Source organism: Collimonas silvisoli (assembly GCF_018305005.1).
GTDB classification, from domain to species: domain Bacteria; phylum Pseudomonadota; class Gammaproteobacteria; order Burkholderiales; family Burkholderiaceae_D; genus Collimonas; species Collimonas silvisoli.
The window spans coordinates 1-21,026 of the sequence record NZ_JAGQEG010000053.1 but is presented as its reverse complement, the minus strand read 5'-3'; the positions used below and the strand labels follow the sequence as shown (position 1 = coordinate 21,026).

Annotated in this window: 19 protein-coding genes; 6 read left to right on the top strand and 13 right to left on the bottom strand. The window is 57.0% G+C overall.

Annotation, left to right across the window (positions count from 1 at the left end):
• Positions 1-97 precede the first annotated feature (97 nt).
• Positions 98-1,018 (bottom strand): SDR family oxidoreductase, encoded by a 921-nt coding sequence (locus KHU33_RS15225; protein ID WP_211464377.1) that lies wholly within the window; start codon positions 1,016-1,018, stop codon positions 98-100.
• Between the two features lie 11 nt (positions 1,019-1,029).
• Here KHU33_RS15225 and KHU33_RS15220 point away from each other — a divergent pair, with 11 nt between their 5' ends.
• Positions 1,030-2,055, top strand: a complete 1,026-nt coding sequence (locus KHU33_RS15220; protein WP_211464375.1) for a CDP-6-deoxy-delta-3,4-glucoseen reductase — start codon at positions 1,030-1,032, stop codon at positions 2,053-2,055.
• Positions 2,056-2,200: 145 nt separating this feature from the next.
• On the opposite strand, the gene KHU33_RS15215 is transcribed toward KHU33_RS15220, so the two are convergent.
• Positions 2,201-2,839, bottom strand: coding sequence for a hypothetical protein (locus KHU33_RS15215; RefSeq protein WP_211464373.1), 639 nt, complete (start codon positions 2,837-2,839; stop codon positions 2,201-2,203).
• Positions 2,836-3,933, bottom strand: a complete 1,098-nt coding sequence (locus KHU33_RS15210) for a hypothetical protein (protein WP_211464371.1) — start codon at positions 3,931-3,933, stop codon at positions 2,836-2,838. The genes KHU33_RS15215 and KHU33_RS15210 overlap by 4 nt, the downstream gene beginning before the upstream one ends.
• A gap of 679 nt (positions 3,934-4,612) precedes the next feature.
• Here KHU33_RS15210 and KHU33_RS15205 point away from each other — a divergent pair.
• Together KHU33_RS15205 and KHU33_RS15200 are read left to right on the top strand one after the other, a co-directional pair.
• Positions 4,613-5,815 (top strand): acetylornithine transaminase, encoded by a 1,203-nt coding sequence (locus KHU33_RS15205; protein WP_211464369.1) that lies wholly within the window; start codon positions 4,613-4,615, stop codon positions 5,813-5,815.
• A 44-nt stretch (positions 5,816-5,859) separates the two neighbouring features.
• Positions 5,860-6,342: a C40 family peptidase gene (locus KHU33_RS15200; RefSeq protein WP_211464367.1), complete on the top strand. Its 483-nt coding sequence runs from the start codon at positions 5,860-5,862 to the stop codon at positions 6,340-6,342.
• A gap of 533 nt (positions 6,343-6,875) precedes the next feature.
• Here KHU33_RS15200 and lpdA read toward each other — a convergent pair.
• The 9 genes from lpdA to KHU33_RS15155 form a co-directional block, all read right to left on the bottom strand.
• Entirely contained in the window at positions 6,876-8,975 is a 2,100-nt protein-coding gene (gene lpdA / locus KHU33_RS15195; protein WP_211464365.1) for a dihydrolipoyl dehydrogenase, read from the bottom strand.
• Between the two features lie 74 nt (positions 8,976-9,049).
• Entirely contained in the window at positions 9,050-9,619 is a 570-nt protein-coding gene (locus KHU33_RS15190) for an Ntn hydrolase family protein (protein ID WP_211464363.1), read from the bottom strand.
• Between the two features lie 80 nt (positions 9,620-9,699).
• Entirely contained in the window at positions 9,700-11,031 is a 1,332-nt protein-coding gene (gene aceF / locus KHU33_RS15185) for a dihydrolipoyllysine-residue acetyltransferase (protein WP_211464361.1), read from the bottom strand.
• A gap of 154 nt (positions 11,032-11,185) precedes the next feature.
• Positions 11,186-13,882, bottom strand: coding sequence for a pyruvate dehydrogenase (acetyl-transferring), homodimeric type (gene aceE, locus KHU33_RS15180; protein WP_211464359.1), 2,697 nt, complete (start codon positions 13,880-13,882; stop codon positions 11,186-11,188).
• A gap of 411 nt (positions 13,883-14,293) precedes the next feature.
• Positions 14,294-14,914, bottom strand: coding sequence for a glycerol-3-phosphate 1-O-acyltransferase PlsY (gene plsY / locus KHU33_RS15175; RefSeq protein WP_211464356.1), 621 nt, complete (start codon positions 14,912-14,914; stop codon positions 14,294-14,296).
• Between the two features lie 37 nt (positions 14,915-14,951).
• The gene (gene ybaK, locus KHU33_RS15170; protein ID WP_211464354.1) at positions 14,952-15,437 is read right to left on the bottom strand and encodes a Cys-tRNA(Pro) deacylase; all 486 of its coding nucleotides are present in this window, start codon (positions 15,435-15,437) and stop codon (positions 14,952-14,954) included.
• Between the two features lie 108 nt (positions 15,438-15,545).
• A complete protein-coding gene (locus KHU33_RS15165) occupies positions 15,546-15,731 on the bottom strand; it encodes a hypothetical protein (protein ID WP_211464352.1) in 186 nt (61 codons plus the stop codon).
• A gap of 159 nt (positions 15,732-15,890) precedes the next feature.
• Positions 15,891-16,853, bottom strand: coding sequence for a site-specific tyrosine recombinase XerD (gene xerD / locus KHU33_RS15160; protein WP_329956065.1), 963 nt, complete (start codon positions 16,851-16,853; stop codon positions 15,891-15,893).
• Positions 16,850-17,287 carry a methylated-DNA--[protein]-cysteine S-methyltransferase gene (locus KHU33_RS15155; protein WP_407928286.1) on the bottom strand — a complete coding sequence of 146 codons (438 nt, stop codon included), beginning with the start codon at positions 17,285-17,287 and terminating at the stop codon, positions 16,850-16,852. The genes xerD and KHU33_RS15155 overlap by 4 nt, the downstream gene beginning before the upstream one ends.
• 663 nt (positions 17,288-17,950) lie before the next feature.
• Between KHU33_RS15155 and KHU33_RS15150 the strand changes: the two genes are divergently transcribed.
• Entirely contained in the window at positions 17,951-18,844 is an 894-nt protein-coding gene (locus KHU33_RS15150) for an AEC family transporter (protein ID WP_211464348.1), read from the top strand.
• A 12-nt stretch (positions 18,845-18,856) separates the two neighbouring features.
• Here the strand turns inward: KHU33_RS15150 and queG are convergent, their stop codons facing one another.
• Positions 18,857-19,963 (bottom strand): tRNA epoxyqueuosine(34) reductase QueG, encoded by a 1,107-nt coding sequence (gene queG / locus KHU33_RS15145; RefSeq protein ID WP_211464346.1) that lies wholly within the window; start codon positions 19,961-19,963, stop codon positions 18,857-18,859.
• A 48-nt stretch (positions 19,964-20,011) separates the two neighbouring features.
• Here queG and tsaE point away from each other — a divergent pair, with 48 nt between their 5' ends.
• Together tsaE and KHU33_RS15135 are read left to right on the top strand one after the other, a co-directional pair.
• The gene (gene tsaE, locus KHU33_RS15140) at positions 20,012-20,506 is read left to right on the top strand and encodes a tRNA (adenosine(37)-N6)-threonylcarbamoyltransferase complex ATPase subunit type 1 TsaE (RefSeq protein ID WP_211464344.1); all 495 of its coding nucleotides are present in this window, start codon (positions 20,012-20,014) and stop codon (positions 20,504-20,506) included.
• Positions 20,470-21,026, top strand: a 557-nt coding sequence (locus KHU33_RS15135; RefSeq protein WP_211464342.1) for an AMIN domain-containing protein, incomplete at its 3' end; no start/stop codon positions are given. The genes tsaE and KHU33_RS15135, both read left to right, overlap by 37 nt.

Sequence of the window (21,026 nt, the reverse complement as noted above, 5' to 3'; positions counted from 1 at the left end):
TCACTTTATCGATCAACTTTCTGCCTTACAACAACTTATAACTTCTATGCTTATGCGAAAAACAAATATAGAAGCCTGTTATAGAGTTGCCGATGCGTTATCCGTGATCCTCAGCCCATTCATCCGCGACCATCGTCAGCAAAGCCGTTGCGACGTCGGGATAACGCAATCGCACCCCTAATTCCAGCTTGATGCGCTGGTTTTGCAAACGACGCGATTCTGACATGAACGATAGCAGCATCGGCGATACCACCTGCTCCAGCTCAGCGCGCGGCAGCCGGGGCGGCAGCGGCAGGCCGAAAGCCTGGGCGACCAGATCAAAATATTCCGCCATCTTCAATTGCGAGTCGTCGCTCGCATGGTAGATGCGCAGGGGCGAGGCCTTGAAGATTGCCGCTACGATGATGCGCGCCAGGTCGTCGGCATGAATATGGTTGGTATAGACATCGTCTGCGGCAATCAGGGCCGGCGTCCCTTGCCGCAAGCGTGCCAGCGGCAGCCGTTCGGCAGCGTAAATCCCCGGCACCCGCAGAATCGCCAGGCGCCCGTCACGGCGCCGGGCCCAAGCCCGCAACACCTGCTCGGCATCGACCCGGCGCCTGGCGCGGCCATTATGCGGCGCCAAGGCGCGGGTTTCATTTATCAGCGCGCCGCCGCAATCGCCGTAGACGCCGGTGGTGCTGATGTAAACAAGGGTGGCCCGCTCGGGTAAAATGGCGGCCAGGTTGCGGGTGCGCTGGTCTTTTTCTCCCGCGGAGTGCGGCGGCGCCAGATGGACAACGATCTGCGCCAGGCGGGCCAGGCGCGCCAATGTTGCCGGTTGATCAAGGTCAGCTACCAACGGAATCGCCCCGGCGGCGCGTAATTCGGCGCAACGGGCTGGCTGGCTGGTGACGGCAAACACGCGAAACCGGTGTTTCAGCAACGCCAGCAAACGTAATCCGACGTCGCCGCAGCCTAAAATCAACAGACGCGGCTTGCCTGGCTTGTCGCCATGGTTTTGTTTTATATTTTTCATTATAGGATTGTATGAGTTTTCAGATAACCGTTCAGCCTAGCGGCCGCCAATTCAGCTGCGACGAAGGCGAGACCATTCTCAACGCCGCCATACGTGCCGGCGTCGGCCTGCCTTATGGCTGCAAAAACGGCGCTTGCAGTTCATGCAAGGGCAAGTTGCTGGATGGAGAGATCAGCCACGGCGCGCATCAGGAAAAAGCCCTGCCGGTCAAGGACGAACAACTGGGCTTTGCCCTGTTCTGCTGCGCCACCCCGCATTCGGACGTCACGATTGAGGCGCGCGAAGTGGCCGGCGTCGGCGAGTTCCCGGTTCGCAAGATGCCGACCCGCGTCGCCAAGATCGACAAAGTCGCCGACGACGTGATTATCTTATCGCTGCAACTGCCTGCCAGCGAGCGCCTGCAATTTTTAGCCGGCCAATACGTCGAGTTTCTGCTGCGCGACGGCAAGCGGCGCAGCTACAGCATGGCCAACGCGCCGTACAAGGACGATTTCCTGACACTGCATATCCGCCACATGCCGGGCGGCTTGTTTACCGATCAGGTATTCACCACTCTGAAAGAACGCGACATCTTGCGCCTGGAAGGGCCGCTCGGCACTTTCTTCCTGCGCGAGGATTCCGACAAGCCGATGGTGCTGCTGGCCTCGGGTACCGGTTTCGCGCCGATCAAGGCCTTGATCGAACAATGCGCCCACACCGAATCGCAACGGCCGATCACCTTGTACTGGGGTGGACGGCGGCCGCAGGATTTGTATATGATGGCGCTATGCGAGGAATGGGCGAGCACGCTGCCGAACTTCAAGTTCGTGCCGGTGATTTCGAATGCGCAGCCGGAAGACGAATGGCGCGGCCGTAGCGGCTTCGTGCATCAGGCAGTGATCGATGATTTGCCGGATCTGTCTGCTTACCAGGTGTATGCCTGCGGCGCACCGATCGTGGTGGAATCGGCGCAGCGCGATTTTGTCGCAATGTGCAAGCTGCCGGCCGAAGAGTTTTATGCGGATTCGTTTACTTCGGAAGCGGATCTGGCGCTCTAGCTGTGAAGTTCGCGGCGGCGGGGGATGAGCACCCCTAGTCCAACACCATACACAGCGCTCCGTGCATTTACGCTCATCCACCAACCTCTTCCGTATTAATCAATTTTATTTAATCAATTTTGTCGATTGCGACGTAGCCGATTTTCTACTTGCCGTTGTTCGACGATGTCGCGTCACCATCAGGTATGCCGCCTATCAGGCGGACATGATGTCTGAAACTCACCTCAGGCATGACAATCGGCTGCTGCTGTTGAGAACGCTCCTCAGCAGGCGTTCTCTCGGCTAGAAGCGCCGGCACAGCACGCACATAATCGACTGATGGGCTGGTACGGAGCGCGACCACTCGTGGCGCCGGGCGTTGCCGCAGGCGGACTTTAATTTCTGCCGTCTTCTTATCCTGCGTCAGCATATTATTGCTAACAACACGGTCGACTGCTTTTTCATCGAGCTTTATATTTCCAGTTGCAAACCGAGTTTGATTATTTTCCTCTGCATGGCCTTGATTGCTTTTCTCGGCGGCGGGAGCAGGAGTCACGGAAGCGCTAGCCAGGTCACGAACATTTTCTGTCGGCCAAGTGTTCATGCGCGCTTCAGCTACAACTGTGCCGGCCTCTCTTGGCGTCCAGAATTGTTGCCCAAGAAATGCCAGCACCGCCGCCATCAAAACCATCGACAACACCAAAGGCATTTGAATAGCAGAACGGGTCTGTGGCTGAACAAAGTCAAGCCTTGGGCCGATATTTGCCGATCTCATGTTGCGTGGCCATAGGCGAAAATCGCTCATTGCAGCTCCTCTCTCGGCCATGAAGGTGGCGCATCCAGCCAGAAATAGATAGTTTGACGGACAGAGCAAGCCATTGGCGTATGCCATGCTCGCAAGCGCCATTCGCCATAGTGACCAGACTGCCGGGGTAACTTGTGCTGTGCCACGAGTCCCCAAGAGAAGTTGGCTCTGTCAAACGCTTTGAGCGAAGATGCAACACCATCTTCATCCGCCCTTTTTACGCTGACTGCACTTGCCGCTGCATGCGCGCCGACAGGCTCGATGCGTATTGTCTCGACGTCTGCAGCGCTGGCGGTCAAGCCAGCCGTACGGCGCCGGCTGTCGCCGTCCGCCAGCCACGGATGCGCCGCATCCAGCCAGCGTATATTGGGCGCATGCTCTGGCGTTTGAAGCAAATTGCCAGGGAATGGCGTCACGGCTAAGACGAGGCTCTCGCTGGCCACGAATCCGTCCGCTTTCGCCAATAGCGCTGCAACCGCGACATTATCGGCCAATGCGGTATCCGGTAGTGTTGGCATGCCGCCGACACCCTGCCACATCCCCTGTTTTCTGAACAGGCATTCCATGGAGTCTTGCTGCGGCAAGCTCAGCACGCAATTGTCTTCCAGCATGTCCCAGTGAGAACGCGCAGCAGCCGTCAACAGCGACATGCAGGAGGCTAGACGCAACTTGTGCTGAGCCGCCAACGCCAGCAAACCTTCAACGAGGACAGCATCGGTTGCCGCCGCCAATCTTGGCTGACCGAATCCAGCCGTATCCACAACTATTTTTCTGGAGGAATTATCGCCGCCGTACTGTTCATAAAATTTGGCGCTGGCATATCCCTCCCATTCAGAAGTCTTGGTAAGAGCCGCTCGCCAAGGTAAAACCATATGCCGCACGTAAGGATAGCCAAGTAATACCGTCAGTTTGTCGGCCATTTTCAAGCGGCCGCGCGGAGCGTGCTTGAAAATATCGGCAGCAGCGGGTAGAGGATCAAATCCTTCGGCCGAATTGACCGCCGACTGTTCGCTCCAGACGTCGCGATCACCGCCAAATGCCGACCGCGAAATCCAGGTAAGCGAATGCTCTTGCAGCAGCAGAAGGTGATGCATCGCCAGCGGCCGCGATGATTTCATTGGTCTAGGGAAGTGCGATGACACAATCTGCCTCCTCAAGCGTAGTCCCGCACTCCTCGACAGGGCTACCTTGTAATTCTGCTTTTGCCTGCCATTGCTGCATTGTGTTCATAGGATTATTTACGAAACTGGATAGTGCGCTTTCGCGCGTATTGGCAATTTTGCCTTTTTTCCCTTTGCATACAGCAAGCGTTCCAACGCTCACATCGTCAAATGAGAAAGCATCATGGTGGGAGATATCAGATCAGCAGATTTAATTTCCACACAACAATATTTTTATCAGGCAGGAAAATCATGTCAATTATATAACCATTCAACCTTCGCCCTATCGTGCAATCCAAGAAATCATGTTGATTTCCACCTGCAAATAACATGGGAAACTTCTGATATATGATGGCGTCATGCGAAATATGGACCGGCATGCCACCAAACGTCGGATTTGCACCGCAGGCGCCGAGTGTGGGAATGGAAGAACAATGTTTGACGCACCACACAAAAGTGTCCTAATATTTGCGTCATGAACATGATCAAGACATTGTTACGACGCCGCAGCCCTTTACCTCAGCCAGGTAAGCCGTGCGCGTGACCGTCGATTGATCACGAAGCCACAGGCGGTGCCTGTGGTTTTTTTTTGCCCATATCTAGGAGTAATGCAATGGAATTCAGCGAATACCCGGTTAACGACCTGATGTACATCACCAACCGCCCTCCTCTGGTGTTTACCGAAGGCAACGGCATGTGGATGACGGATCACACCGGCAAGCGTTACCTGGATTATTTGCAGGGCTGGGCAGTCAATGCGCTGGGCCACTCGCCGCAATGCATCCAGGATGCGTTGCTGGCGCAGTCCAAGAAAATCATCAATCCTTCGCCGGCCTTTTACAACGCCCCCTCAATTGAACTGGCCGGCCTGCTGACCGCCAACTCCTGCTTCGACCGCGTGTTTTTCACCAACAGCGGCGCCGAAGCCAATGAAGGCGCCATCAAGCTGGCGCGCAAATGGGGCAAGAAAAACCCGAACCAGGCGGGTCAGCATCGCTTTGAAATCATCACTTTCAGCCATAGCTTTCACGGCCGTACCCTGGCCACCATGTCGGCCAGCGGCAAACCGGGCTGGGACACCATTTTTGCGCCGCAGGTGCCGGGCTTTCCCAAAGCTGAACTGAACGATCTGGTCAGCGTGGAAAACCTGATCAACGACAAGACCGTGGCGGTCATGCTGGAGCCGGTTCAAGGCGAGAGCGGCGTGATCCCGGCAAGCCGCGAATTCATGCAAGGCTTGCGCGAACTGACCAAAAAGCGCGGCATCTTGCTGATTGTCGACGAGGTGCAATCCGGCATGGGCCGCACCGGCGAATTGTTCGCTTATCAATTGTCCGGCATCCAGCCGGATATCATGACGCTCGGCAAAGGCATCGGCGGCGGCGTGCCACTGGCGGCGTTGCTGGCGCGCGAAGAGATTGCCTGCTTCGAGGCTGGCGATCAGGGCGGCACTTACAACGGCAATCCCTTGATGACAGCAGTCGGCGTGGCAGTGATCAAGACCTTGCTGGAGCCAGGTTTCCTGCAATCGGTAAAAGACAAGGGCGCTTACCTGAGCCGCGAGTTGTTGAACCTGACTGAAAAACATGGACTCGAAGGCGAGCGCGGCGAAGGTTTGCTGCGAGCGTTGAAACTGGGCAGCGACATCGGTCCGCAAATCGTCGATATCGCGCGTGACCTGAATCCGGTCGGCTTGTTGCTGAATTCACCGCGTCCCAATCTGCTGCGTTTCATGCCGGCGTTGAACGTGACGATTGCGGAAATCGATCAGATGATTGCGATGTTGTCGGATGTATTGAGTCAGCTGAAGAAATAAAAGCCGGTAGAAGCCGGTAAAACTCACTTGGACCAGCTTAGCTGATGACGTTAAAAAATCTCTTTATCTGTTGCCTGGCATTGTTGCTGGCAGCTTGCGGCGGAGTTGGTTCGGTCCGCCCCGGCTCTGCCGACGACACGCCGGTCAGCGATAAGGGCAACGACATCGTCATTTATTCGCTGGGCCTGATCGATACCAACTACCGCTTCGGCGGCAAAAATCCGGAAGCCGGGCTCGATTGCAGCGGCATGGTCAGTTATGTGTACAGGCAGGCTGCGGGCCTCAAAGTCAGCGGCAGCGCGGCAGACATCGCACGCCAGGGCCGGGCCATCTCCAAGGCTGAGTTGCGGCCCGGCGATCTGGTTTTTTTCAATACCATGCACCGGGCTTTTTCCCATGTCGGCATTTACATTGGCGACGGCCGCTTCATCAATGCGCCGTCGACCAACGGCAGAGTGCGCATAGACCGGCTCGACAACCGTTATTACGCAACGCGCTTTGAGGCGGTGCGCCGGTATTTCGACTAATTTTCGATTGATTGCTGCTGACTGAGCTTAGAACTCATTTCATCAATATCCGTGAGATGCGCTCTTGCCAGAAGAGGTGCTGGCAAGGGTGGAGCAGGGAATTCGCACAGCATGCTGTGCGCCTGCGTAACGGTCTGCGCCTACCAGCGCAGACGCGCCCTGCAAGGGTGCGACGCGTCCAATAGCGAGCTATTGGCAAGGAGCGCAACGCAGCCAGCGACTCTTCTGGCAAGAACCGTTCGGGAACGCGGCTATTGGGGCGTATTGCTGCGTTGCGCCGCTTGCCAAGGGGTGTAGCAGGGAATTCGGACAGCATGCTGTCCGCCTGCGAAACGGTTTCCGCTTGCAAGCGGAAACGCGTCCTGCAAGGAACACCCTTGGCTGCCCGACGCGCCTTGCACTACCTCCCCAATAGCCGCGTTCGCACTCGCGGATATTGATGAAATGAGTTCTAAATAAAAACGCCGTTCCGCTTGATTCCGGAACGGCGTTTTTTGTGTGCCGCGTGGGCGCTACGTGCCCACGCTACATCCCTATTTCTTCTTCGGGATGAACAGATCGGTAATCGTGCCCAGGCCCATTTCAGCCGCAAACATCGGCGTCTCCGACAGCGTTGGATGCGCATGGATGGTCAGCGCCAGATCTTCCAGATCCGCGCCCATTTCCATCGCCAGCACGGTTTCCGCCAACAGTTCGCCGGCATTCACGCCAACGATGCCGGCGCCGATGATGCGCTTGCTGCTTGGATCCCACAACAGCTTGGTCATGCCGTCGTCGCGGCCCATCGCCAATGCGCGGCCGCTTGCCGCCCACGGGAAATTAGCCTTTTCGAAAGGAATGCCCTTGGCCTTGGCTTCAGTTTCGGTCAGGCCCATCCAGGCGATTTCCGGATCGGTGTACGCCACCGAAGGGATGGTCATCGCATCGAATTCGACCTTGTGACCAGCGATCACTTCGGCGGCAACCTTGGCTTCGTTGGTGGCTTTGTGCGCCAGCATAGGATCGCTGACGATGTCGCCGATGGCAAAGATGTGCGAGACGTTGGTGCGCTGCTGTTTGTCGGCCGGAATGAAGCCGCGTTCGTTGACGATCACGCCGGCTTTTTCCGCTGCGATGTCCTTGCCGTTAGGGCGGCGGCCTACGGCCATCAGCACCATGTCGTACAGTTGCGGTTCCGGTGCTGCCGGAGAGTTGCTGTCGGCGCCTTCAAACGTGGCGCGCAAGCCTTCTTTCAAAGCTTCCAGCTTGGTGACCTTGGTTTTCAGGTAAATCGCTTCGTAGCGTTTTTCGATGCGTTTTTGCAGCGGCTTGACGACATCGCGGTCGGCTGCCGGAATCAGGCCGTCGGCAAATTCGACCACGGTTACTTTGGAGCCGAGCGCATCATACACACAAGCCATTTCCAGGCCGATAATGCCGCCGCCGATGACCAGCAGTTTCTTTGGGATCTGGCGCAGTTCCAGCGCGCCGGTGGAATCGATCAAGCGCGGATCGTCGTAAGGGAAACCGGGGATTCTGGCGACCGAGGAACCGGCTGCGATAATCGCATTCTTGAAACCGACCACTTTCGGGCCATCCGCGGTTGCTACCGTGATGGTATTGGCCGAGCTGAATTCGCCCTTGCCGGTCAGCACTTGCACTTTGCGCGCCTTGGCCAGGCCGGACAAACCGCCGGTGAGTTTCTTGATGACGCTTTCTTTCCAGCCGCGCAAGGCGTCGATATCGATTTCCGGCGCCGACATCTTGACGCCGAAGTGCGCCATTTCCTCGGCTTCGGTAATCACCTTGGCCGCATGCAGCAATGCTTTGGACGGAATGCAACCGACGTTCAGGCACACCCCGCCGAGGCTGGGATAACGCTCGATCATCACCACGCTTTGCCCCAGATCTGCAGCCCGGAAAGCTGCGGTATAACCGCCGGGGCCTGCACCCAGCACCATGGTGTCGCATTCGATATCGACCTTGCCGGCGAAACTGACTGCGGCCGGAGCGGCGACAGCGGGCGCAGCGGCAGGAGCCGCAACTGCTGCAGGAGCTGCCCCCGGCGCCGATGCTGCACCGGCAGTTTCCAGCAACACGATCAGCGAACCTTCACTGACCTTGTCGCCGACCTTGACCTTGACTTCTTTAATGACACCGGCGTGGCTGGAAGGAATTTCCATGCTGGCCTTATCGGACTCGACGGTGATCAGCGATTGGTCGACTTTGACGCTGTCACCCGCCTTGACCATCAATTCGATGACGTCGACTTCCTTGACATCGCCGATATCCGGCACTTTGATTTCGATGGTGCTGACAGCGCCGGTTGCTGCGGGCGCTGCTGCAGGTGCCGCTACCGGCGCGGCGGCCGGCGCTGCAGCCGGTGTCGATGCTGCAACGGGAGCGGCGGCAGCTGCGGCGGCTTCCACCACCAGTATCAACGAGCCTTCGCTTACCTTGTCGCCTACCTTGACCTTGATTTCCTTGATGACGCCGGCCTGGCTGCACGGAATTTCCATGCTGGCCTTGTCCGATTCCACGGTGATCAGCGACTGATCGACCTTGACGGTATCGCCCACCTTGACCATCAGTTCGATCACTTCTACTTCTTTGACGTCGCCGATATCCGGGACCTTGACTTCAACCATACTCATAGCGTTTGCTCCATGCTCGCTCCTCCGTCGGGAGGAATAAATGTGTGATGTGGATGTTGTATGCTGCGCGCCGCTTACGCTTTCATTTCGAAACTGTGAATCCGCATCGGCGTGGCAGAGCTTTTGTCGAATTCAACGCCGGCTAGAATCCCGACCTCGGCGATGCGCTCGGCGCTGACGTCATGGTCATATACCGCGTACATCGCACCCAAGGCAAAATTGCGGCCGCTGCCTATGCCCCAGAAACGATCGAAACTGAAAACTTCGCGATAGGAATACACACCGAAGATACCGTAAGGATTGGCGACCAAGGCGGTGATCTGCGACGACTCGTAGGGATCGTCTTCATCTTCTTTGGTATTCAGGAAATACTGATCCTTGAGGATGGTATGCACCTTGGAAAAGGTTTCAAACACCTCATCGCGGTGATTCAGCTTGCATTCTTCTCCCATCGCCGTCAGCAGCTTGCGCATCACAGGAAAATGGGCGGCGGTGCCGGCCAGCGTGATATACGATTCGCCGATCTGGAAGATCTTGTTGTTGACCTCGTAAGCATGCGACAAACGGGTATCGCCGAAAGTCACCAGCGAATCCGATGCAATCGCGATCTGCCTATTTTTTTTGACGACAACGCAGGTAGTCATAATTGCTCTCCATCTGTATGCCAATTGACCGCAAGCGGCGCCGAGCGAAAGAATCTGCTTTCACTCGGCGCCGCCTGGCATTACAACAAGGTCTTGCGCATGTCGGCCAGCACATCGGCCAGATAGACGCTGAAGCGCGCGCCCATGGCGCCGTCGACGACGCGGTGATCGTAGGACAAGGAGGTCGGCATCATCAGACGCGGCACGAATTGCTTGCCGTCCCAGACCGGTTTCATCGATGCTTTCGACAAGCCCAGAATCGCGACTTCAGGAGCATTGATGATCGGCGTAAAGGCGGTTCCGCCGATGCCGCCCAAGGAGGAAATCGTGAACGTCGCGCCTTGCATATCGGCCGGCTTCAGCTTGCCGTCGCGCGCCTGGGCGGACAAATCCCCCATTTCCTGAGCGATCTGACTGATGCCCTTTTTATCGGCATCCTTGATCACAGGCACTACCAGGCCATTCGGCGTATCGGCGGCAAAACCGATGTTGTAGTATTGCTTGAGGATCAGGTTTTCACCCTTGCCATCCAGCGAGGCATTGAACGCCGGGAATTTCTTCAGCGCCGCGACGCTGGCCTTGATCACGAACGCCAGCATGGTCAGCTTGACCGGCGACTTGGCCTTGGCAAAACTGTCATTGGCTTGCTTGCGGAATTCTTCCAGCTCGGTGATATCGGCTTCGTCGAATTGCGTGACGTGCGGGATCATGACCCAGTTGCGATGCAGGTTCGGACCGCTGAGCTTCTTGATGCGCGACAGCGGCAGCAACTCGGTTGGGCCTTGCTTGCTGAAGTCCAGCGACGGCCATGGCAACAGATCCAGTCCGACGCCGCTGCCGCCCTTGCTGCTCGAAGCAGCAGCGCTACCGTTGACCGCACCTGAGATCACGCCCTTGACGTAATTCTGTACATCTTCGTGGGTGATGCGAGCCTTGATGCCGGTGCCGGCGACTTTGCTAAGGTCAACGCCCAGTTCACGTGCGAATTTGCGCACCGATGGCGATGCGTGCGGAATGCTGCCGCTCGCGTGGACTGGCGCCGCTGGAGCTGGCGCCGCTGCCGGGGCCGGTTTGTTTTCTACCGCTGCTGGAGCCGGGGCCGGGGCTGTAACTGCTGCCGCCACCGCCGCCGCAGGTGCGGCAGCCGGGGCGCTGGCTGGTGCGGCAGCTGCCGCATCGGCTTCCAACACCAGCACTAAAGTGCCTTCCTTGACCTTGTCGCCCAGCTTGACCTTCAATTCCTTGATCACGCCCGCATGACTGGACGGGATTTCCATGCTGGCCTTGTCGGATTCGACTGTGATCAGCGACTGATCAATTTTTACCGTGTCACCGATTTTCACCATCAATTCAATGACTTCAACTTCACTGACGTCGCCGATATCCGGGACTTTGACTTCCACCATACTCATCGCTTAGCTCCATTCATTCTGCCCGCTGCAAATCGCGGGCCTGAGTTTCTTTTCAGAAAATTCAGGCCCGCGATTCATAGCCGTGGAAATTTTAATACTGGCTGGGTGTTCTTACTAATGTGACGCTTGCTGTCCAGTGATTAAGACCAGTACCTTATTGCGTGACCGGATTCGGCTTCTCCGGATTGATACCATACTTGGTAATTGCATCGGCGACAACCGAGGCTTTGATCTTGCCGTCGTCTGCCAATGCCTTCAATGCCGCCACTGCCACATAGTAGCGATTGACCTCGAAGAATTCACGCAGTTTGGCGCGCGTATCCGAGCGGCCGAAGCCGTCTGTGCCCAACACCTTATAAGTACGGCCTGCCGGAACGAAAGCACGCGCCTGCTCAGCGAAAGTACGCATGTAATCGGTGGAAACGATGATTGGACCAGCGGTGTCTTTCAGGCATTGGGTGATGTGCGCCAGACGCGGTGTTTCGGTCGGATGCAACATGTTCCAGCGTTCCACATCCTGGCCGTCGCGAGCCAGCAAGGTGAACGACGGCGCCGACCAGACATCGGCGTCGACGCCCCAGTCGCTGGCCAGCAAGGCAGCGCCTTCGATGACTTCGCGCAGAATCGTGCCCGAACCCATCAGCTGCACATGCAACTTGCTCTTCTTGCCACCTTCCTGCAGCAGATAGAGGCCCTTGATGATGCCCTCTTCCTGGCCTTCCTTGAGACCCGGATGGCTATAGTTCTCATTCATCAGGGTCAGGTAATAGAACACGTCTTCCTGATTGGTGACCATGCGCCGCAGGCCGTCATGCATGATGACTGCCACTTCGTGCGAGAAAGTCGGATCGTAAGGCACGCAGTTTGGAATGGTCGACGCCAGCACGTGGCTGTGGCCGTCTTCATGCTGCAAGCCTTCGCCGTTCAGCGTGGTGCGGCCGGCAGTGCCGCCCAGCAGGAAGCCGCGTGCGCGCATGTCGCCCGCTGCCCAAGCCAGGTCGCCGATACGTTGCAGGCCGAACATCGAGTAGTAGGTGTAGAACGGGATCATGACCCGGTTATTGGTCGAGTACGAGGTTGCCGCAGCAATCCATGAGCTCATGCCGCCGGCTTCATTGATCCCCTCTTGCAGGATCTGGCCAGCCTTGTCTTCACGGTAGTACATCACCTGATCTTTATCGACCGGCTCGTACAATTGGCCGACCTGGCTGAAAATACCGATCTGGCGGAACAAGCCTTCCATGCCGAAAGTACGCGATTCGTCGACCATGATAGGCACCACGCGCTGACCCAGGCTAGGATCGCGCAACAGGGTGTTCAGGATGCGCACGTAAGCCTGGGTAGTGGAAATTTCACGGCCTTCAGCAGTTGGCTCCAAAGCCCCCTTGAATGCCGACAATTCCGGCACTACCAAGACTTCATCGGCTTTTTGACGGCGTTGCGGCAGATAACCGCCCAACGCTTTACGGCGCTCATGCAGGTATTGCATTTCCGGGGTATCGTCGGATGGCTTGAAGAACGGCACTTCAGGCAGCTTGTCGTCAGGGATAGGCAACTGGAAGCGGTCGCGCATGGCCTTGATCGCCTCGTCGTCCAGCTTCTTGGTATTGTGCGCGGTGTTGCGTGCTTCGCCCGATTTGCCGAAGCCGTAGCCCTTGATACTCTTGACCAGCAATACCGTAGGCTGGCCCTTGTGTTCCTGCGCCACTTTGAAAGCAGCGTAAATCTTGTGCGGATCGTGGCCGCCGCGGGTCAGATGCCAGATGTCGTCGTCCGACATCTTGCTGACCAGTTCCAGCAATTTCGGGTGCTTGCCGAAGAAATGCTTGCGTACGAAGGCGCCATCCTTGGCTTTGTAGTTCTGGTATTCGCCGTCGACGGTTTCCATCATCACGCGCTGCAGGATGCCTTCCTTGTCGCGCGCCAGCAGATCGTCCCAGCCTGCGCCCCAGATGACCTTGACCACGTTCCAGCCGGCGCCGCGGAAATCGCTTTCCAGTTCCTGGATGATCTTGCCGTTGCCGCGCACCGGTCCGTCCAGGCGCTGCAGGTTGCAGTTGACCACGATCACCAAGTTATCCAGACGTTCGCGGCCGGCCATGCCGATGGCGCCCATCGATTCCGGCTCATCCATCTCGCCGTCGCCGCAGAAGGCCCAGACCTTGCGGTTGGCGGTATCGGCGATGCTGCGCGCATGCAGGTATTTGAGGAAACGGGCTTGGTAAATAGCCATCAGCGGCCCCAGACCCATCGATACGGTCGGGAACTGCCAGAAATCCGGCATCAGCTTCGGATGCGGATAGGACGACAAACCGTTACCGTCGACTTCGCGGCGGAAATGCAGCAGCTGATCTTCGGTCAGACGGCCTTCGAGGAAAGCACGAGCGTACACGCCAGGCGATGAATGGCCTTGGATATACAGCAAGTCGCCGCCGTGGTTTTCGGATGGCGCGTGCCAGAAATGGTTGAAGCCTATTCCTAGCATATTGGCCAGCGAGGCAAAACTGGACAGGTGGCCGCCGAGGTCGCCGTCGAGGCGATTGGCCTTGACCACCATCGCCATCGCATTCCAGCGCATCCACGAGCGCAGACGCTCTTCGATTTCCAGGTTGCCTGGGCAAGGCTCGCCCATATGGGCAGGAATCGTGTTGACGTATGCAGTGTTGCTGGAAAACGGGATCTGGGCGCCTCGGCGGCGAGCCAGATCAACCATTCTTTCCATCAAGTAATGGGCGCGTTCAGGGCCTTCAGTTTCAATAACAGCTTCGAGCGCATCAAGCCACTCTTGGGTTTCAATGACATCTGGATCGTTGGCGGCCTGGGCCAAAACCTGGTCGAGCTGGGCTGACATGCTGAGTCTCCTGAATATGTGCGCTTGTCCAATTTGGCATCGGACTGGCGGGTTGGGTCGCAAGCATCTACGTCACTTTGTAGACGGGTGCCAAATTCTAACAGGACTTTTTTTGATTTCCAAATAGCGATATTCAATTTCACAATATGAAAATATGCTGCATAGCAAGGCAAAATGCCGTGAAAAAAAGCGGCTATTTGACAGCTTCATGGAGTCGAAAAGTGGAATATCGCGCTCAATTCTCATGTCGCATCGCAACATTAATTACATATGAACATCATCAAAATGCGACTTATAGCTAATTCAATATAACAATCGCCGTAAATCTAAATAAAAAAGCGCTGAACCGGAAGTGGTCAGCGCTTTTTTGTGCCTGGATGGCTGCCATTCCGGATGCCTTGCCTGGTTTGCTTAAGCGGCTTTGCCCCCCTTTTTCTTGGCGCCGATACGGCTTTCCTTGCCCGCCAGTAAATTGCCTATGTTTTTGGCATGGCGATAGATCAGCAAGGCGCTCATCACTACAATCGCCAGCAATATCATGTCCGGGCCCTCCATCAAGGCATAAAAGAAAGGCGCGAACACGCTGGCAACCAGCGCCGCCAGCGAAGAGTAGCGAAACGCATAAGCCACGATCATCCAGGTCGCCAAGGTGGCCAAACCCAGCCAGAGGCTGATGCCGATCAGGATGCCGAACAAGGTGGCTACGCCTTTGCCGCCGGCAAAACGGAAAAACACCGGCCACAGATGGCCCAGGAAAACCGCCACCGCGGCCAATGCAAGAGCGCCGTCGCCCAGGCCGAATTGGGGTCCGTATTTTTGTGTCAGCCAGACCGCCAGCCAGCCCTTGAATCCGTCGCCGAGCAAAGTCAGGGCCGCGGCGGTCTTATTCCCGCTGCGCAGGACATTGGTGGCGCCGGGGTTATTCGAACCGTAGGTACGCGGATCTCCCAGCCCGAACAATTTGCTGCTGATGATGCCGAACGAAACCGAACCGATCAGGTAGGCGGCAAGCGCGAATAACAATGTGTACATGCGTGTCTCTTTCTTTTGTATTTAGTTGATTCAGGGCCTATTCGTCCAGCGCACACCGGACCGCCTTTGCCTGCAGCAGGTCAGCCACGCTTTGCGGCGCCATGCCGATCAGGTAACCACGCCGGCCACCGTTAATATATATCTTCTGCAAGGCTAGGATGCTCTCTTCTATATAAACCGGCAGCGCCTTGCGCGTAGCGAACGGCGAAGTGCCGCCGATCAGGTAGCCGGAATGGCGATTCGCCACCTCCGGCTTGCAAGGTTCGACCGACTTGCAGCCGATCTGCCGCGCCAGGTTCTTGGTCGACACCTTGCGATCGCCGTGCATCAGGATGATCAAGGGCTTGGCCGCCTCATCCTGCATCACCAGCGTTTTCACCACATGATGTTCATCCACTCCCAGCGCACGCGCCGACACCGTGGTGCCGCCATGTTCTTCATATGCATAGGGATGTTCGGAAAAGACCGCGCCGTGCTTGCGCAAGAATTGCGTCGCCGGTGTCTCGGAAATATGTTTTGTCATACCGGGTATTTGAATGCAGCGCTCAATGCTGGAGCGCCTGCGTGCAAATCATGTTTTCGTAAAACTTGATGCAGCGACAATTCCTGCCGCTGATCGGACTGGCAGCGATTAAGGCTGCTTGGGCTCATCGGAAGCAGGCTCGTCAGTCGCAGGCAGTTCGGGCTCCGCCGCATCTTCTGCCTCAACTTCGGTGGAAGAACCTTTTTCCAGCTTGCGCTTCAGCTTTTCTTCCTTCTTTTTTTTCTTTTCTAATTCTTTTTGCCGTTTTTCATACTGAAAATTCGTTTTTGCCAATTGCGCCCCCTAAATAAACTCTTGAATGATGTCGTACAGGATACAGGAGAATAATTGAGAGGATGCAGAATTCAACTCCAAGGAAATTACTTAAATATCAACCAAACAAAGTGATTTCATCGGCATTGTCCGCATTGTCCAAATCCGGCCAGCTAAGTTTCACCCCCGTGGATGATGCGCCGCATGCAGAGCCTTCAAGCGCTCGCGCGCCACATGGGTATAAATCTGGGTGGTCGATATATCGGCGTGCCCCAACAGCAGCTGCACCACGCGCAAATCGGCGCCGTGATTCAGCAAGTGGGTGGCAAAGGCGTGGCGCAAGGTATGCGGCGACAGGGGCGCATTGATGGCTGCCTTGATTGCATATTTCTTGATCAGGGTCCAGAACATCTGGCGCGTCATGGCGCCGCCGCGTGCTGTCACGAACAAAGCGTCGTCCATCTGACCGTTCATTATCTGGCCGCGCGCATCTTTCAGGTAGCGCACGATCCAGTTCCTGGCCTCTTCGCCAAACGGCAGCAAACGGGTTTTATTACCCTTGCCGGTAATCCGCAACACGCCTTCGTTCATGCCGACTTCCAGCGATTTCAGCAACACCAGCTCGGATACCCGCAAGCCGCTGGCGTACATCAGCTCCAGCATGGTGCGATCGCGCAAGCCAAGTGGCGTGGCGACATCGGGCGCCGCCAATAGCGCCTCAACCTGGGCTTCCGACAAAATCTTGGGGAAGCGCGGCGCTTGCTTGGCCGAGCGCAAATGCAGGCAAGGATCGGTGCTGATGCGGTTTTGCCGCAGGGCCAGCAGATAGAAACGCTTCAGCACCGCCAGGCGGCGATTCGAGGAAGTTGCCTTGCCGGTGTCATGCTTGGCCAGAAAATAGGCGTTCAGATCGCCGGCATGGATCGCAAACAAGGACTTGGCGTCCGGCTGCGCCTGCAACCACAAGGCGAATAACGTCATATCGCGGCGATAAGCCTCCAGCGAGTTCTTGGCAAGGCCGTCTTCCAGCCACAAGCTGTCGCAAAACTCGTCGATTGCGGTTTGGTGTTCGGCATTTAGCGTGGGTTTGGCTTGGGTTACTGCCTGGCTTGCAGCCTGAGCATCGGCCTTGGACCTCCTCACAAGCCGACCACACCTTCATGCTCCAGCAGCCAGCGCTTGACCCGCAGATGGAAGCCATCCTCCTCGTCGTGATGAGAAAAGCCGCCTATGCCGCCAGCCGCGGTCACCCGATGGCAGGGAATCACCAGCGGAAACCAGTTGGCGCCGCAAGCTTGTCCCACCGCACGCGGCGCCGATTGCACCAGCTTGGCAACCTGGCCATAAGTCAGCACCTCGCCACGCGGGATGGCGGCAATCGCCTTCCACACTTTGTGCTGGAAAGCGGTGCCCAGCGGCGCCAGAGGCAGATCGAAGTGAAAATCCGCTTGCTCCAGATAGCGCTGAATCTGCTCGACCACGCGTGCAGCCAATGCGTCGGTGGCGTCTTTTTCGTGAAATGAGGGGGGCAGATAGACCAGCTCGTGCAGCAAACCGGCTTCGGTGCGTATCCCCATCGCACCGAACGGCGCAGCGACCACCGCAGTGAAGTGCTGCGCGGGAAGCTGGCCGCCGGCGGCGCGCTTGAGAGGGCTATCGGAAATTATATTCATGCCGCAAGCATAAAATAAAAAAGGCGCATCTGTCGATGCGCCTCAAATTACTTCGTATGCACTCCTGGCTGTTTAGACAGCTTCATTTTGGAACGCACGGTCTCCTCAGTATCCCCGGTATCAATACCGTTCTTATGCACCACCACCTATCATCCTGTTTACTAACCTCTTTCGCAGTCATTTCTGCTGCTTAAAAAATCTGAATTCTGTGCTGCATCCCTCTACTGCTTGTCGGAAACCGTAGTCGGTTCTTAAGTCCGGCAATGTCAAATTGTGGTCGCACTGTAACAGGTGTTACCCGGATTTAACAAATAATTTATATGAATCATTTTGACTAAACAACATAGGTTTTCACTAAACCCTTATCAAATCAACATGCATAAATTAACCAAAAGAAACATTGCCAGCTAAAACAGGGCGGCGATCGTCAGTTTGATAAAACCCATCCTACCGATTCCGCTTGCAAATTGAGTCCGACCGGCAGACGGCACATTTCTTTAGGTCATTGCCGCCGGCGTTATAAAATCTCAAACCCGCTCAGCGCCTTTCACCCCCATCCGCCACGCCATGTATATCGTCAACCTGCTGCTTCCCGATTTTTCGCTGATCCTGCTCGGAGCGGTCTTGCACCGCATCAGCAACTGGGGTGGCGAATTCTGGACCGGAGCGGAAAAGCTGGTGTATTTTCTGCTCTTCCCTACCCTGCTTTTTTATTCCACGGCGCGCACCCCGCTCAGTTTCGACACCAGCGGCAAAATGCTGGCGGTCGGCATGAGCGCACTGCTCGGCGCCGTCATTCTTACCTGGATGGGAAAACCGTGGATCAAGGCCGCGCCCATGGATTATGAATCCGGTATGCAAACCGGTTACCGTTTCAATTCGTACATGGCGCTGGCCCTGGCGGCCAGGCTGGGCGGCGAGCAAGCTACCGGCATGATGGCGTTGCTGATCGGCTTTGGCGCGCCCTTGTGCAATCTGGCTGCGGTCCATGCCTTGGCGCATAAAAGCGGCGGCTTGCTCAAAGAACTGGCGCGCAATCCCTTGCTGATCGCCACCGCATGCGGGCTCTTGTATAGCCTGTGCGGATTGCCGATGCCGGAAGTGGCGGGAGCAGTCTTGTCGCGCCTCGGCAATGCCGCGCTGGCGCTGGGCTTGCTGCTGGTAGGCGCGGGCCTGCGCTTAAGCGGCGTGCATCAAGCCAAGGCATTGACCGGGTATTTCCTGGCGATCAAGCTGCTGGCGCTGCCGGCCCTGGCCTGGCTGCTGGGGCAATGGCTGGGACTGGCGCCGTCGCAACTGCAGATCGTCGTGCTGTTTTGCGCCTTGCCTACCGCATCCAGCGCATACATCCTGGCGGCGAGAATGGGCGGCAATGGCCCTCTGGTGGCGTTCATGATTTCTGCCGGCACCATGTTGTCGGCGCTGACCTTGCCGTTTTGGCTGTGGGTGCTGCAACACTAATTGTTTGATCTGTCAGACGACGCCATGTTGCTTTAACGCCCATGCCACATGCTCCCGCACCAGCTCAGACGGATCGTCGCTGCGCAGTTGCAAGGCAGCGATGATCTCTGGCGTACTGACACCCGCCGCTGCGGCGTTGCCGAGACCGACCGCCATATTGCGCAACCAGCGCTGATAACCAATCCGGCGGATCGGACTGCCTTCCATGCGGCTATTGAATTGCTCCTCGCTCCAGCCGAATAACTCCACCAGGGTAGCCTGATCGAGGCCATTGCGGACGTCGAAATCACCCAGCGCCGACGGCTGCGCAAACTTGTTCCACGGGCAGAACAGCTGGCAATCGTCGCAGCCATACACGCGGTTACCGATCAAAGGCCGCAGTTCCAGCGGGATACTGCCTTTCAATTCAATCGTCAGGTAAGAAATGCAACGGCGCGCATCGAGCCGATAAGGACCGACAATCGCCTTGGTCGGGCAGACATCGATACAGGCGCCGCATTGCCCGCAGTGCGAACTGACGGACTGGTCGACCGGCAACGGCAGGTCGGTCAGGATTTCGCCAAGGAAGAAAAACGATCCGGCCTCGCGATTCAGCAACAGCGTATGTTTGCCGCGCCAGCCGAGGCCAGCCTTCTGCGCCAGGGCCACCTCCATCACCGGCGCCGAATCGGTGAACACCCGATAACCGAACTCGCCGATTTCACCTTTGATGCGATCCGCCAGCTGCTGCAAACGCGAGCGCAGCACCTTGTGATAATCGCGTCCACGCGCATACAGCGACACAGTGGCGGTGCCGGCAGCGGCCGGCGCCAGCCGCGCTTGCTCGCGTGGCCGCCAGCTGCCTTGATCATCCCGATAGGCGCGCGGCAGATAATCCATGCGCACCGCAATCGCCCGGATCGCACCCGGCACCAGTTCAGCAGGCCGGGCGCGCTTCATTCCGTGCGCTGCCATATAATCCATCTCACCGTGATAGCCAAGCTCCAGCCATGCCTCGAACCCAGCCTCCTGCTGCGCCAGATCGACATCGCTGATGCGAATATCGGAAAAGCCGAGCTCCCGCCCCCATGCCTTGATGGTGGTAGCCAGCTCTACTAGATTTTGATCCGTTACAACCATGGCTTAAGCGATTCAAAAAAGACTTTATATATAGGAATATGTGACGAGATGCCGCATTTTACAACCCACCTGCACGATGAAGCTGGAACCAACGCTTTGGGTGCTGCAATGGCCAGAGCCTTGCTGCCCGGACTAGCGATTCATCTGCATGGCGATCTGGGCGCCGGCAAGACCGCGCTGACCCGCGCCTTGCTGCACGCCGCCGGCTACCAGGGCCACGTCAAAAGCCCTACTTACACCTTGGTGGAACCTTATGCCATCCAGATAGACCAACAGGCGGTCGAAGTGATGCATTTCGACTTGTATCGGATGGCCAGCCCGGATGAGTTCCTGGAGGCCGGTTTCCGCGAATATTTCAACCACAGCACCATCTGCATCGTCGAGTGGCCGGAAAACGCCGAAGCCGCGTTGCCACCGCCCGACATCAGCGTATTACTCAGTGTTTCCCGTGTTTCCGACAGGGGACGTGATGTAGAATTGCAGGCGTTATCTGATAAGGGTAGTCAATGTCTCGCTCGACTGAAATTTGCACCAAACCTCTAAAATCAAGAATCCGCCGCACCGTGCTCAAGGCCGGCGGCACCTTGCTCATTTCAGTGCTGGCGCCACTCTCGGCGCGCGCCGCACAGATTGTCGCGGTGCGGGTCTGGCCGGCGGAAGACTACACCCGCGTCACGCTGGAAAACGACGCAGAACTGAAAACCACCCACTTTCTGGTGCAAAATCCGGATCGCATGGTGGTCGACATCGAAGGCATCGAGCTCAATCCGACCTTGAAAGAACTGGTCGCCAAGATCCAGCCTAACGATCCCTATATCAAGCAAGTCCGGGTCGGCCAGAACCGCCCTAACGTGGTGCGGCTGGTGTTCGACCTGAAGGAAGAAATCAAACCGCAGGTGTTCACCCTGGCGCCGGTGGGCGGATACCAGCACCGGCTGGTATTCGACTTATATCCGGTCAATCCGCCCGACCCGATCGCGGCGATGATAGAAAAAGGCGAGTGGCCATCCTCCACCCCGGGGGAGATCACGCCGCCGGTGGCGCAAACCAAACCGCAGGAACA

Bases quoted from the DNA above. Each gene is read 5' to 3' on its own strand.
- KHU33_RS15150 (WP_211464348.1), top strand. From the start codon at position 17,951: ATGTATATCGTCAACCTGCTGCTTCCCGATTTTTCGCTGATCCTGCTC.
- lpdA (WP_211464365.1), bottom strand. From the start codon at position 8,975: ATGAGTATGGTTGAAGTCAAGGTCCCGGATATCGGCGACGTCAAAGAA.
- KHU33_RS15155 (WP_407928286.1), bottom strand. From the start codon at position 17,287: ATGGGGATACGCACCGAAGCCGGTTTGCTGCACGAGCTGGTCTATCTG.
- tsaE (WP_211464344.1), top strand. From the start codon at position 20,012: ATGCCGCATTTTACAACCCACCTGCACGATGAAGCTGGAACCAACGCT.
- aceF (WP_211464361.1), bottom strand. From the start codon at position 11,031: ATGAGTATGGTGGAAGTCAAAGTCCCGGATATCGGCGACGTCAGTGAA.
- KHU33_RS15225 (WP_211464377.1), bottom strand. From the start codon at position 1,018: ATGAAAAATATAAAACAAAACCATGGCGACAAGCCAGGCAAGCCGCGT.
- KHU33_RS15205 (WP_211464369.1), top strand. From the start codon at position 4,613: ATGGAATTCAGCGAATACCCGGTTAACGACCTGATGTACATCACCAAC.
- aceE (WP_211464359.1), bottom strand. From the start codon at position 13,882: ATGTCAGCCCAGCTCGACCAGGTTTTGGCCCAGGCCGCCAACGATCCA.
- plsY (WP_211464356.1), bottom strand. From the start codon at position 14,914: ATGTACACATTGTTATTCGCGCTTGCCGCCTACCTGATCGGTTCGGTT.
- KHU33_RS15215 (WP_211464373.1), bottom strand. From the start codon at position 2,839: ATGAGCGATTTTCGCCTATGGCCACGCAACATGAGATCGGCAAATATC.
- KHU33_RS15210 (WP_211464371.1), bottom strand. From the start codon at position 3,933: ATGCATCACCTTCTGCTGCTGCAAGAGCATTCGCTTACCTGGATTTCG.
- queG (WP_211464346.1), bottom strand. From the start codon at position 19,963: ATGGTTGTAACGGATCAAAATCTAGTAGAGCTGGCTACCACCATCAAG.
- KHU33_RS15220 (WP_211464375.1), top strand. From the start codon at position 1,030: ATGAGTTTTCAGATAACCGTTCAGCCTAGCGGCCGCCAATTCAGCTGC.
- ybaK (WP_211464354.1), bottom strand. From the start codon at position 15,437: ATGACAAAACATATTTCCGAGACACCGGCGACGCAATTCTTGCGCAAG.
- KHU33_RS15200 (WP_211464367.1), top strand. From the start codon at position 5,860: ATGACGTTAAAAAATCTCTTTATCTGTTGCCTGGCATTGTTGCTGGCA.
- KHU33_RS15190 (WP_211464363.1), bottom strand. From the start codon at position 9,619: ATGACTACCTGCGTTGTCGTCAAAAAAAATAGGCAGATCGCGATTGCA.